The sequence below is a fragment of the Oceanobacillus damuensis genome (assembly GCF_001618145.1).
Lineage (GTDB): Bacteria > Bacillota > Bacilli > Bacillales > Amphibacillaceae > Oceanobacillus > Oceanobacillus damuensis.
In genome coordinates this window covers 31244-45346 of record NZ_LQNF01000013.1, presented here as the reverse complement: position 1 = coordinate 45346, position 14103 = coordinate 31244, and the positions used below count along the sequence as shown (strand labels likewise).

At 39.0% G+C, this 14103-nt stretch carries 11 protein-coding genes; 6 read left to right on the top strand and 5 right to left on the bottom strand.

Annotated features, from left to right (window positions below; translation table 11 throughout):
- Positions 1 to 54 precede the first annotated feature (54 nt).
- The 5 genes from gndA (at position 55) to A4245_RS09990 (ending at position 5944) form a co-directional block, all read left to right on the top strand.
- Positions 55 to 1470 (top strand): NADP-dependent phosphogluconate dehydrogenase, encoded by a 1416-nt coding sequence (gndA, locus tag A4245_RS10010; RefSeq protein ID WP_067727596.1) that lies wholly within the window; start codon positions 55 to 57, stop codon positions 1468 to 1470.
- Between the two features lie 213 nt (positions 1471 to 1683).
- Complete coding sequence (locus tag A4245_RS10005; protein WP_067727595.1) at positions 1684 to 2517, top strand: Cof-type HAD-IIB family hydrolase; 834 nt, start codon at positions 1684 to 1686, stop codon at positions 2515 to 2517.
- 150 nt (positions 2518 to 2667) lie between these two features.
- Positions 2668 to 3627, top strand: coding sequence for a 6-phosphofructokinase (gene pfkA / locus A4245_RS10000; RefSeq protein ID WP_067727594.1), 960 nt, complete (start codon positions 2668 to 2670; stop codon positions 3625 to 3627).
- Between the two features lie 176 nt (positions 3628 to 3803).
- On the top strand, positions 3804 to 4784 hold the full coding sequence (gene glpX, locus A4245_RS09995; RefSeq protein WP_067727593.1) for a class II fructose-bisphosphatase: 981 nt from the start codon (positions 3804 to 3806) through the stop codon (positions 4782 to 4784).
- Between the two features lie 179 nt (positions 4785 to 4963).
- Positions 4964 to 5944, top strand: coding sequence for a Gfo/Idh/MocA family protein (locus A4245_RS09990; protein ID WP_067727592.1), 981 nt, complete (start codon positions 4964 to 4966; stop codon positions 5942 to 5944).
- A gap of 167 nt (positions 5945 to 6111) precedes the next feature.
- Here the strand turns inward: A4245_RS09990 and rpiB are convergent, their stop codons facing one another.
- From rpiB to A4245_RS09965, 5 genes are all read right to left on the bottom strand, one after another.
- Positions 6112 to 6555: a ribose 5-phosphate isomerase B gene (gene rpiB, locus A4245_RS09985; protein ID WP_067727591.1), complete on the bottom strand. Its 444-nt coding sequence runs from the start codon at positions 6553 to 6555 to the stop codon at positions 6112 to 6114.
- Between the two features lie 126 nt (positions 6556 to 6681).
- On the bottom strand, positions 6682 to 8685 hold the full coding sequence (gene tkt, locus A4245_RS09980; RefSeq protein WP_067727590.1) for a transketolase: 2004 nt from the start codon (positions 8683 to 8685) through the stop codon (positions 6682 to 6684).
- Positions 8682 to 9572, bottom strand: coding sequence for a class II fructose-1,6-bisphosphate aldolase (gene fba / locus A4245_RS09975; protein WP_067727589.1), 891 nt, complete (start codon positions 9570 to 9572; stop codon positions 8682 to 8684). Before fba ends, tkt begins: the two co-directional genes overlap by 4 nt.
- A 197-nt stretch (positions 9573 to 9769) precedes the next feature.
- The gene (gap, locus tag A4245_RS09970; RefSeq protein WP_234402389.1) at positions 9770 to 10807 is read right to left on the bottom strand and encodes a type I glyceraldehyde-3-phosphate dehydrogenase; all 1038 of its coding nucleotides are present in this window, start codon (positions 10805 to 10807) and stop codon (positions 9770 to 9772) included.
- Between the two features lie 235 nt (positions 10808 to 11042).
- Positions 11043 to 11528: a kinase/pyrophosphorylase gene (locus tag A4245_RS09965; RefSeq protein ID WP_067727587.1), complete on the bottom strand. Its 486-nt coding sequence runs from the start codon at positions 11526 to 11528 to the stop codon at positions 11043 to 11045.
- A 601-nt stretch (positions 11529 to 12129) separates the two neighbouring features.
- On the opposite strand from A4245_RS09965, the gene A4245_RS09960 reads away from it, so the two are divergent.
- The gene (locus tag A4245_RS09960; RefSeq protein ID WP_067727586.1) at positions 12130 to 14079 is read left to right on the top strand and encodes a primary-amine oxidase; all 1950 of its coding nucleotides are present in this window, start codon (positions 12130 to 12132) and stop codon (positions 14077 to 14079) included.
- Positions 14080 to 14103: the final 24 nt, after the last annotated feature.

Below are 14103 nucleotides of genomic sequence, written 5' to 3'. Positions count from 1 at the left end.
AAAAAGTAAAAAAGCGATTTAACATTTTTAAAAAATAGAAGGGATGACTCAAATATGAAAAAACAGGAAATTGGTGTTATCGGTTTGGCGGTAATGGGAAAAAACTTAGCTTTAAATATAGAAAGCAGAGGATATTCTGTAGCAGTATTTAACCGCTCCTATGAAAAAACAGACGACTTTCTAGCAAATGAAGCAGAAGGGAAGAACTTTACTGGAGCAAAGACCATTGAGGAATTTGTGAATTCACTTGAAAAGCCCCGTAAAATCCTTTTAATGGTAAAAGCGGGAGCGGCAACGGATGCAACAATCGAATCGTTACAGCCTTACCTTGAAAAAGGCGATATTCTGATCGATGGCGGAAACACGTTGTTTGAAGATACGATGCGTCGTAACAAAATGCTTGATGAAACGGGTATCCACTTCATTGGAACAGGGGTTTCCGGTGGTGAAGAGGGTGCATTAAAAGGTCCATCCATGATGCCTGGTGGTCAGAAGGAAGCTTATGAGCTGGTAGCACCAATCTTTGAAGCTATATCTGCGAAAGTAGATGGTGAACCATGTGTGACATACATTGGACCAAATGGTGCAGGTCATTTCGTGAAGATGGTGCATAACGGAATCGAATATGGCGATATGCAGCTGATTGCAGAAGCTTACGATATTCTGAAAAATGTACTTGGCATGGATGCGAATGAGTTGCATGAAGTATTCACAGAGTGGAACAAAGGTGAGCTTGACAGTTACCTAATTGAAATTAGTGCAGAAATCTTTACAAAAACAGATGAGGAAACAGGAAAGCCCTTAGTAGATGTGATCATGGATAAGGCAGGACAGAAAGGAACTGGAAAGTGGACCAGCAAAAACGCTTTGGATCTAGGTGTGCCACTCCCGTTGATTACCGAGTCTGTATTTGCGCGATTCGTTTCCTCGTTGAAAGACGAGCGTGTGAAAGCAAGCAGTATATTATCTGGTCCAGCGACACAAAAACAGGAAGCCCATCGCGAGGAACTGATCGAAGCTGTCCGTAAAGCATTGTATATGAGTAAGATCGTATCCTATGCCCAAGGATTTGCCCAATTGCGTGCAGCTTCTGAGGAGAACGGCTGGGATCTTCAATATGGAGATATTGCGATGATCTGGCGTGGTGGCTGTATTATCCGTGCAAACTTCCTGCAAAAAATAAAAGATGCTTATGATCGTGAAGCCCAATTAGCGAACTTGATGCTGGATCCTTATTTCAAAGAGATTGTGGAGAACTACCAGTCTGCATTACGAGAGGTTGTTGCATTAGCAGTTCAATACGGGATCCCTGCGCCGACATTCTCCAGCGCGATTGCTTACTATGATAGCTATCGTACAGCTGACCTTCCAGCAAACCTAATTCAAGCACAACGTGACTATTTTGGTGCGCATACGTACGAGCGCAAGGACAAGGAAGGTACGTTTCATACAAATTGGATGCAAAAGTGATCATTTCTATAAAGTGGAGACATTGGTCATATAAATTTATGCAAGCCAAATTTTTTGGCAAGTAAGAAAGTTTATACTTTCTTACTTGCATAAGTGCAACTAAGGCATTCGCCGAAAGGGCTTGGCGCATGCCAAGTTTTCTAAAGAGAATGCGATACGAATAAGAAATATACGATACCCATCGCAGTAAGAATAAAAATCAGGGGTGAAATGATGAAGTGTTTTTCAATCGATTTAGATGGCACCTTATTGAATTCGCAACATGAAATATCCGAGCGAAGTATTGCAGCATTAAATGAATTACAAGAAAAGGGATATGAAGTCATCATCAACACAGGAAGGGCATATAAGGATGTAATAAAATTTGAAGAAATAAAAAATCTGAATGTACCAATATTCTGTATCAATGGTTCTATTCTTTATTCAAAATCTAATGAGGTTCTCTATGAAGCTACTATTGCTATTTCCAGTTATAAAAACATATTTACCATATTAAAAAATATGGGAGTAGGAATCCTTGTATACACTAATCACGGGAACTTTCCGTCATCTTTACCTCCTTTGCATCAGAAAAGCAAAGAAGAATTAGATGCCATATTCCGACAATGCAATTACGATGCTATTTTGCAAATGGATAATCTGAAAATATACAAACTCATTGCTTTGGTAGACTATAGTCAATTAAACAAGATTAAAGAAGTAAGAAAAGCATTGGCTTCCCAGCTGGATATTTCGGTAGCCTCTTCTTTTCCAAATAATTTGGAAATCACTTCAAATGAAGCACAAAAGGGGAAGGCGATATTGCGCTATCAACAAATAATGAACCGGCCATTTGATGAGATTTATGCGATCGGAGATGGAGATAACGATCTTTCCCAATTAGAAGTAGCTACCACTTCAATTGCAATGGGAAATGCCTCCTCACATATTCAGGATATAGCGGATATAGTAACGAAAAAAAATGATGAAGATGGGTTTGCCTACGCAGTGGAAAATCTTTTACAACTAAAAAATAACAAGAATAACTATATTCCCAACCTGCTATAACAATTATATGTACAAAAGGTAATGCAAAACATAGAGTTCTAATAGGTCTACTAGAAGTACACACGAAGAAACCTCTCATTTTAACGTCCGGATATGCAGGATGATAGGGGTGGAAATAAATAAGACACGAATAGTATGGAGGAAAAGAGAATGAAGAAGATTGCTGTATTGACTAGTGGTGGAGACGCGCCAGGAATGAATACCGCCATTCGTGCGGTTGTTCGCAGAGCCCTTTTCAAGGAGTTGGATGTTTATGGTGTCCAATATGGTCTGAAAGGGTTGATACGTGGAGAATTTATCTCGATGGATCTTGGAAGTGTTGGTGATATTATTCATCGGGGAGGTACTATCTTACAGAGTACACGTTGTGAGGAGTTTAAGACATATGAAGGACAGCAGCAGGCAATCGCTCAATTACAAGAAGTGGGTATAGAAGGCCTCATTATCATTGGTGGAGATGGTTCGTTTAAGGCGGCAAAGAAATTAACTGAACAAGGATTGCCGACAATCGGTATACCGGCAACCATTGACAATGATATTACTGGAACGGAATATTCGATCGGTTTCGATACAGCAGTAAATACGGCCGTAGAAGCAATAGATAAAATCCGTGATACAGCAGTTTCTCATGAACGTACCTACGTTATTGAAGTAATGGGACGAGATGCAGGTGACATTGCTCTTTGGGCAGGAATGTGTACAGGTGCCGAGTCAATTATTATCCCAGAGGTTGGGTATGACCCAATGGACGTAATTAATCGTGTTAAACAAGGGGCCGAGCGAGGAAAGATGCACAGTATCATTGTGGCTGCTGAAGGTGTGGGTAAAGGTATGGAAATCGGAGAGATGATAAAAAAAGAAACAGGGTTTGATACAAAGGTTTCTATTCTCGGTCATCTGCAGCGAGGTGGTTCTCCGACTGCTTTTGATAGAATGATAAGCAGTCAGATGGGGGCAAAAGCAGTAGATTTATTAATAGAAGGCGAAAAAGGCATGATGGTAGGATTAAAAAATGGAAGGCTTATTCATCTATCTTTTGAAGAGGCTACCAAAGAAAAACATAAAATTGATTTGGACATCTATGATTTGGCTAGAAGTCTGTCAATTTAACAACATGCAAAGAACTTCTGGCAAACATCCGTACAAGTTGGTATCTGAGGAGTATTCCGATTAGTGTTAATGGTATCAATCTTCTTACTATATGTTATTAAAGTGCATACTTATAAGTCAGTACTGTACGAGTTATAATTAATTAACAAAGATTTTAACTTAAAAGGAGGATTCGAATGAGTGAATTAAAAACGAATGTAATCAGTAAACAGGGTGTTAGAATGTTATCCATGGATTTCCTCGATGTGGTACAGCAAGCTGCTATTGCTGCCTATCCATGGAAAGGTAAGGGGAATAAAATTCAAGCTGATGACGCTGGAACAGAAGCAATGCGTAATCGACTGAACCGTATTGATATGAAAGCTTCGATTGTTATTGGAGAAGGGGAGATGGACGAAGCCCCAATGCTTTATATTGGTGAAAGAGTTGGAACAGGTTTTGGGCCTGAAATAGATATTGCGGTTGATCCTGTCGATGGAACGACTGCGTTATCAAAAGGGAAGAATAACTCAATTGCTGTAATTGCTGCTGCTGTCGGTGGGAGTTTGCTGCATGCTCCAGACATGTATATGAAAAAATTAGCCGTTGGTCCTAAAGCAAAAGGGGCTATCGATATAAACCTGTCCTTAACGGAAAACATGTACTCCGTTGCTGAAGCACTTGGAAAAGATGTAAAGGAATTAACGGTCATGATCCAGGATAGACCCCGTCATGATCATTTTGTCAAAGAAGTTCTTGAGTTAGGCGCTAGCGTTCGATTGTTTACAGATGGAGATATTACAAGTTCATTAACTACAGCAATTGATGGAATAGACGTAGATATATTAGTAGGTACTGGTGGTGCACCAGAAGGAGTAATTGCGGCAACCGCCTTGAAATGTTTAGGTGGAGATTTTCAAGGGAAATTAGCTCCTCAAAATAAAGCAGAAATTGATCGTTGTATAAAGATGGGAATTCCAAATCCTGATAAAGTTTTAACATTAGATGATATTGTCAGATCAGATGAATGTCTTTTTGCTGCAGCAGCAATTTCCGATGAACATATTATGAAAGGCGTTCGGAAGCAGGAAAATGGTTTAATAGTAACACAATCCTTCCTTGCAATTGGGGGAAATAATAGCAAACTACAATTCATTGAATCCTACCATGAAGGGTAATCAAGATAATTTTCCAGCGTTTGGTTCTTGCATTTACTTTAGTACTACCCTCATAATTCGGAATCTTTAGTTTACAAGAGAGAGGTTTTGACTTTTATTGTCGAAAAATTAAAATAGCGGTTAACGCTTCTCTGTTGTATAATTGGCTTTTAAAATGTAGAAAGAAAAGGATGATAAAAATGATTTTTTCTACAATCGGAACTAGCTGGATTACAGAGAAATTCATTGAAGCAACGAATGCTTCAGGTAAAGCAAAGCTTCATTCAGTCTATTCCAGATCGTCAGAAAAGGCAAAACAGTTTGCAGAAGAAAACGGTGGCGCGAAATGGTATACGGATATCGATGAAATGCTGCAGGAACCAACTGATTTTATCTATATAGCTTCTCCGAATACATTACACTATGATCATGTACTGAAAAGCGTTATTCAGGGAAAGCATGTATTTTGTGAAAAACCATTGGTGTATACGGAAGACCAGTGGGAAAAATTGGAAAGAGAAGCAAGCAGGCAAGAAGTGTTTATTTTTGAAGGACATCGTCATTTATTTACCCCCAACTATGACCTTCTAAAAGAGGCATTACCAAACACGGGCCAGGTCAGCGGTGCATTGTTGCAATATATACAATACTCCTCACGTTACGACGCATATAAAAAAGGTGAGGTTCCAAATATTTTTTCTAAAGAATTTGCCGGCGGGGCGTTAATGGATTTAGGTGTATACCCGTTGAGCATGGCAATTGATCTATTCGGAGAACCGCAAGATATTCACTACTTTCCAGTAAAGCTATCGAATGGGATAGATGGAAGTGGAACTTTGGTAGTTATGTATAATGGTTTTCATGTTACCATTATGTGCTCAAAAATAGCACAGGGTACCATCCCATCAGAAATCCATGGAGAAGATGGTACATTAACGATAGACCATCTTGCTCCCATCAATACGATCAGCTTTTATGACCGGAAAACCAAAAAAACAGAGGTACTTACACAAACAAGTCCTGAATTGGATATGGTATATGAGGTTGAGGCATTTGTAAGAATGATTGAGGAAAATGATAAGACTTACCATGATGAGCTGATGGAAAGAAGCCGCCTAGTAGTAAAATACCTAGAAATTGTCAGGAAGAAGGAAGGGATATTTTTTCCTGGTGAAAAATAGCGTGCTTCGGGAATCAAAAGAAGGATATAAATAGTCTCATTCCTATAGAAAAGGAAGTGAGACTGTTTATATCCTTTTGTTCTATCTATTGTAATTTTCGACAAATGTAACTGCGGTAAAGAAATATCACCTTTTAATTTTCGCAGCAGCCATCTTAAAAATATTAGTCAAGAGCTAACTTCATATGCTTTTATTTTATTCACACGATTTTCATGCCTTCCGTACTCAAAGTTCGTGTCCAGCCATACTTTTACAATATCGCGGGCAAGTCCCGGGCCAATCACTCTTTCTCCCATTGCTAATATATTGGTATCATTATGCTCTCTGGTTACCCGAGCGCTAAATGTATCATGAACGAGTGCACAACGAACCCCTTTTACCTTGTTTGCCGCAATACTCATACCGATACCTGTACCGCAAATTAGAATGCCGCGATCTACCTCACCGCTTGAAACTTTATTAGCTACCGGAAAAGCATAATCTGGATAGTCAACAGAATTGGTACATTCACACCCTAAATCTATGAATTCAATATTCATTTCTTCCAACAATGAGGTTATTTCTTTACGAATGTTTATACCTCCATGATCAGACGCGATTGCAACTTTCATATTATATCCTCCTTCTAAATCAATATAAATGTAGGCAGTTTCATCAATGGATGAAACCTACCTACATTCCTGATCCAAGCAATCTGTGTGTTAGATACACAGATTTATTTTAATTTAAAAGTAATCTTAAATAAGCTTTTTGAACTGGGAAACTACATTTTCAACGGTAAACCCATATTCTTCAAGTATTTTATTCGCAGGTGCAGAAGCTCCAAATTGATCGACGCTCAGTACATGGCCTTTTTCATGAAGGTATTTCCCCCAACCAAATGAAGATCCCATTTCAATCCCAAGACGTACTTTCACATTGCTTGGCAGTACACTTTCTTTATATGCATCGGATTGTTTTTCAAATCGATCCCAGCTTGGCATACTGACAACAGAGACAAAAATACCCTCTTCTTCAAGTTGCTTCTGTGCTTCTACAGCTAAAGCGACCTCAGATCCGGAAGCTAATAACAACCCACTAATGTCACCTTTTGCCTCAGAAATCACGTACGCACCTTTGCTGACACCATCATATGCTGTTTTTGGATCAATAAGTGTTGGCAAGTTTTGACGTGTCAGAACAAGTGCAGTTGGTTCATCTTTACTTTCTAATGCCAATTTCCAGGCAGCTGCAGTCTCGTTCCCATCAGCCGGTCGGATTGTAGACAATCCTGGCATTGCACGCAACGATGCTAAATGCTCAACTGGTTCATGTGTTGGACCATCTTCACCAACAGCGATGCTATCATGTGTGAAAACATAAGTTACAGGTACTTTCATTAGTGCTGATAAACGAATTGCAGGACGTAAATAGTCTGAGAAAACAAAGAATGTTGCTCCAAATACTCTTAAGCCCCCATGAAGAGCCATCCCGTTAAGTGCAGTTCCCATTCCGAATTCACGTACTCCAAACCAAATATTTCGGCCTGCATAATCTTCAGGGGTGAAGTCGCTTTCTCCTTCTAAGAATGTTTTATTAGAAGAGGATAAATCAGCAGAACCACCGAATAACTCTGGTATGTTTTTTGCAAAAGCATTCAATACCTTTCCACTGGAAGCACGAGTAGCTAAGTTGTCTTTCCCAATTTCATAATGTGGGATATCTGCATCCCATCCTTCTGGAAGGTCACCATTGATGGATTGGGTTAATTCTTTAGCCGACGTTGGATATGCTTTTTGATATTGTTCAAACAATTCATTCCAGAGTCGTTCTTTTTGTTCTCCCGCTTCCTTCAGTACTGAGAAATGTGCTTTTACTTCATCAGGAATATAAAATGCTTCATCATATTCCCATCCATAGTTTTGTTTTACCAGTTTTATTTCATCTTTCCCAAGAGGTGCACCATGTGAAGCGGATTTACCACCTTTGTTTGGAGAACCGTAGCCTATTACTGTCTTCACTTCAATCAATGTTGGCTGGTTTTTGTTTTCCCTTGCTTCTGACAGGGCCTGTTCAACTGCACCGATGTCATTACCATCCTCGACACGCAAAACCTGCCAACCATACGATTCAAATCGACTAGCAGTTCGGTCACTGAATGACTTATCAAGATCCCCGTCAAGTGAAATATCGTTCGAATCATACAGTACAATTAAACGTCCCAGTTTGAGGTGTCCCGCAAGTGAAGCAGCTTCTGCCGACACACCTTCCATAAGATCACCATCACCACAAAGACTATATGTGTAGTGGTCAATGATATTAAAATCATCTCGATTATAAGTAGCAGCTAAGTGCCTTTCAGCCATAGCCATTCCAACTGCCATACCAATTCCTTGTCCTAATGGACCTGTTGTAGCCTCAACACCAGGTGTATGACCATATTCCGGATGCCCAGGAGTTTTGCTGCCCCATTGGCGGAAGTTTTTTAGGTCTTCTAATGATAGATCATAACCAGTCAAATGCAGCAGGCTGTATAATAACATTGAGCCATGACCTGCAGACAAGGTAAATCGATCACGGTTAAACCAATTTGGATTACTAGGGTTGTGATTCATTAATTTTGTCCAGAGGGTATAGGCCATTGGCGCTGCACCCATTGGAAGGCCTGGATGACCAGACCCCACATTTTCAATAGCATCAATTGACAATGTTCTGATTGTATTGATGGAAAGCTGTTCAACGTTTACTTTTTGTTCAATCATAATACGCTCACCTTTTCTCTACTTTCTGTAGCTTTATTGGAAGATCCGAACTCACGCATTTTACTTCTGACCGTTTCTTTAATTGCCTCACGAGCTGGTCCAAGATATTTGCGAGGGTCGTACAAGTTAGGTTTGCTTTCCAATACCTCTCGAACGGCATTTGTCGTAGCTATCTGATTTTCCGTATTGACATTAATTTTTGCGGAACCAAATGAAATGGCTTTTTGTATATCATCAGTCGGTATTCCTGTACCACCGTGAAGGACAAGAGGTACACCAGTTAATTCCAGTACTTCGGACATCCGATCAAAGTCAAGATTTGGTTTTCCTTTATATGGTCCATGAACAGACCCTAGTGCAGGAGCAAAACAATCTACACCTGTTTCTCTTACAAGCTGTTCACATTCAGCTGGGATTGCATAGGCTTCTTCTGGATTTGTAATGACACCACTGTCTTGTGCTCCGACGCGGCCAAGCTCTGCTTCAACTGAAATACCTACAGCATGCGCTACTTCAACCACACGTTTTGTCAGTGCGATATTTTCTTCAAGTGGCAGATGGGAGCCATCGATCATTACAGATGTAAATCCAGCATGAATCGCTTGTACACATTCTTCTAGGCTAGCGCCATGGTCAAGATGAATAGCAACTGGTACAGTTATGTCCAGTTCTTCGATCAAAGCCCGAACCATCTTACCGATAAATTTAAAACCACTCATATACTTGCCAGCTCCAGCAGATACACCGAGAATGACAGGGGATTTTTCTTCTTGGGCAGCTTGCAGAATCGCCTGCGTAAACTCGAGATTGTTAATGTTGAATTGACCTACTGCATACCCGTTATCCTTTGCGTGAATTAACATTTCTTTCATTGAAACTAATGCCATGATTATCTCTCCTTATTCGTTTTATTTTTTATTTTAAAGACATTTCGTCTTTATTCCTGTTTATATATAATTGAAAATATAGTTCCTAATTGAAAGATTCAGAAATATGAAGGTAGAATAATTCTTCTCTAGTCATACGATGGGTATAAAACTTTAATGACAGCTAAAATAAAGATTTACGAGCATGTCATTTAGAGTTAAACGTAAGAGATCATCTTATCATTTACTGCTTTTGCCAATTCTGCAACCCTGCATGCATAGGCCCATTCGTTATCATACCAAGCTAATATTTTAATCTGATTTTCTGCTGCCATTACCGAAAGTCCATCTACAACTGCTGATTTTTCAGATCCTATATAATCCGCTGATACTAATGGCTCCTCCGTATAACCGATATATTGCGATAATGTACCCGATTGTATTGCTCTAAATGTCGATTTAACTTCTTCGGCCGTGACCTCTTGCTGTACTTGAACAGTGAGATCGATTAATGAAACGTCCTGTGTAGGAACACGAATTGATATCCCTTCAATAGAAGAAGAAAGGTGTGGAAGTACATCAATAAGTGCTTTTCCCACTCCAGTTGTGGTCGGGACAATGGATTGGGTGCAAGAACGGGCTCTCCGTAAATCTTTATGTGGATTATCTAAATGTCTTTGGTCTGAAGTATAAGCGTGAACCGTTGTCATCCAACCTCTGTGAACTTTAAAAGCCTGATCCAAAACACTTAATACAGGAGCAACACAGTTAGTAGTGCACGAAGCTGCTGATAAAATAGTGTGTTTGGAAGTATCCAAAAGATGATCATTGACCCCCATTACCACTGTTAAATCCATCTCTTTCCCGGGAGCTGTAATAATAACATGGGACGCTCCAGCGGCTTTATGTTTTTCTGCACCTTCACGATTGTTAAACTTTCCAGTAGCATCAATCACAGTACCTACATTCATTCGCTCCCAAGGAATATGCTCTGGGTCACGTTCATTTACCATATGGATGTAACTTCCATTTATCAAAAGTCCTTCATCCTGTATGGAAATATCTGCGTCCCACTTCCCATGAACAGTATCATATTTTAATAAATGAGCGACTGTTTCTGGGGTAGAAGTAGAGTTGATAGCTTTCAGGTTCAGTTGATTGCTGTCATTGGCTAATAATTTTCGGATTAACAGCCGACCGATTCTTCCTGTACCACTTAAACCTAAGCCCTTTGCCTCCTCATTATGTTTTTTCACCTGTACCATCCTCCTCCAACTTTAAAATTACTTATCATACCCAAGTTTGGGCTTCCGATAATCATATTATTATCAATATATAAGTTAATGACAAGTACGGACTTTAATATTACATAGTATATAAAAGTATACTAAAAGGGGAAATCAGGGAATTATTACTGCCATTTATTGCGGATGCTTTTAACTGAAAGGATTTAAAAACTGAATCTGATTGTTAACTAATTCCTCTATTTATTTATCGTGTCTTCCCATGATATATATCAAAAATCAGATCCCCTGATTCTTCAATTGCTTGATTGGAAACATCTACTACACGACATCCTATACGTTTTATAATTCTTTGGAAATGCCGTAATTCCTTTTCAATCCTATCCACACTTGCATAAGTTCCATCCGGGCTAAGACCCATTGACTTCAGTCTTTCTCTTCGAAACTTAATCAGTGTTTCACGCGTAGAGGCTAAACCAAAGCACTTCTCTGCTGGCACTAAAAAAAGTTCTTTAGGCGGGTCTACTTCTGGTAAAACAGGCACATTTACCACCTTGAGTCCCCGATAAGCCAGATATTGTGATAAAGGAGTTTTTGATGTTCTTGAAATGCCTATAAGAACAATATCTGCTTCAAAAATACCTTTTGAATCTTTTCCATCATCATAATGTATCGTGAAGTTAATTGCTTTCATTTTACGGAGAGTATTCTCTTCGAAGTTTGAAACATCCATATTTATCCCTCCTTTAATTTACACATCAGTATACTGTGTAATTCTCTAATTTGTAAGTATGCACTTTAAATTCAGATAGTGTATAAAAATATACTGTTAAAGTAAGAAGGTTGATATAATGCGATAATTGAGGGGGAAATTATTATACATTCCTTCCAAAGTTATTTTTACGGGATAGTTCCGTTTTTTACAATAATATGAAAAAGTATTAAGTTAATATAAATTTAAGGTTTAATTGACGTAATATTGAGTAAAGTTTTAATTGGGTGTATTTTCTAAAATGATTAAACCCAACGATCAGCGCTATAATCCTGCATTTACTTTCACAATGTAGGCGCATAACTAAAAGGAGCGTGATTAATGGCTTATTGAATAGGGGTAAAAAGGATATTTCAACACAACAATTTCTATTACCGTACTGGACAAGATGGAAAATGTTAGTTTGACACCAAACAACGATTGACAATACTTCATAACTCATCGCAGGCCATAGCAACGTATTGTTAAGCCAGAACAAGCTGATAAAGGTTATTTGAAGATACCTTTAAACTGGTACAAGTATTGTTCTTAACAAAATTATTAGTAAAGGGGAGTTTGATTAATGTCAGTTCAGGAATCAGTAGTTACGAAGGTAAACCACCCACTTGAGCCATTAACAGAAGAAGAAATTTTGCAAGCGGTTGCTATTTTGAAAGATAAAAAGAATTTAACGGCAGCTTCAAGATTTGAACAAGTTGGCTTACACGAACCTCCTAAAGAAGTTGTATTAAACTTTAAAGAAGGCGATCCGATTCAACGCGAAGCCTTTGCTATTGTCGTAGACACTTCTAATAGTGCGACGTACGAAGCAGTAGTCTCTATTACAAATGAAGAGGTATTATCTTATCAACATATCCCAGGTGTTCAACCGTCATTTCTTTTTGAAGAATATTCAGAACTTGAAGAAACGGTAAAAAAAGATCCTCAATTTATTGCCGCTTTAAAAAGACGCGGTATCGATAACCCGGATCTAGTTATGGTTGATCCATGGTCTGTTGGTGACACTGGTTTTCCAGAGGATGATGGAAAAAGACTAGCTAAGGCACTATGTTTTGTAAGAAAATTCCCCGGTGATAATGCGTATGCATATCCACTTACAGGACTATTACCTGTAGTTGATCTAGCAAAGATGGAAATTGTACGAATTGAAGATCACGGTGTCAAGCCAATTGCGCCTACAGCTGCACCATATGTCCCAGAGCAAAATGAGGAAATGGAAGTTCGTACAGACTTAAAACCATTGAATATTACGCAACCAGAAGGGCCAAGCTTTGAGATTGACGGGCACAATATTAAATGGCAAAAGTGGGACATCCGGGTTGGTTATACAGCTAGAGAAGGGCTAGTGCTTAATACAGTCGATTATTATGATAAAGGTAAAAAGAGACCTGTACTATATCGTGCTTCTTTATCGGAAATGGTTGTTCCTTATGGGGATACAAATCCAGCTCATGATTGGCAATGTGCTTTTGATGCAGGTGAATATGGAATTGGACAGTTAGCAAACTCTCTAACACTAGGATGTGACTGTCTAGGGGAAATTCGCTATTTAGATGCGGTTATGGCAACTAGTAAAGGTGAGATTCACAAAATTCCAAATGCGATCTGTATTCATGAAGAAGATTATGGAATTGCCTGGAAACATACAGACTGGAGAACAGAAGAAGTAGAAGTACGTCGCTCCCGTCGTTTAGTAATTTCATTCTTCACTACAGTCGCAAACTATGATTATGGATTCTTCTGGTACTTCTATACAGATGGCAAAATCGAACATGAAGCCAAATTAACAGGTATATTGAACGTTGGTGCAATTGAAGAAGGTCAAAACCCAAGGTATGGATCAGAGGTTGCGCCACAAATTAGTGCACCAATTCACCAACACATTTTTAACTATCGTATCGATACACATATCGATGGTCAAAAGAATTCCGTTGTAGAGTGGAACACAGTGGCATCAAAGCCTGATTCAAAAAACAATCCAAAATTAAATGCTTTCTATCATGAAACAACAACGTTACAAACAGAATTGGAAGCACAGCGAAGAATGAATCTTGAAACAGCACGGGGTTGGAAGATTATTAATCCTAACTCTAAAAACTATGTTGGTGAACCAGTAGGCTATGCTCTTGTACCTGGTCACAACTCTGTTCCATTTCTTCACGAGGAATCAAGTGTAATGAAACGTGCAGGATTTATTAAAAACCATTTGCATGTTACAAAGTTTGACCGTGATCAAAAGTACGCTTCCGGGAAATATCCTAACCAAAATAAAGGTGGAGGTACCCTGGATCATTGGGTTAAAGCGAACCGCAATATTGAAAACGAGGATATTGTTGTTTGGTATAATATGGGGGTTCATCATATTACACGTCCGGAAGATTGGCCAGTAATGCCGACTGAATATATCGGGTTCACATTAAAACCACATGGTTTCTTTGACGGCAACCCAGCATTAGATTTACCGCGTCCATCAGCACAGACAGATGCAAGTTGTCATCATAATCATAAGTAAAAATAGGAAGGGCTGGCTGCTAAG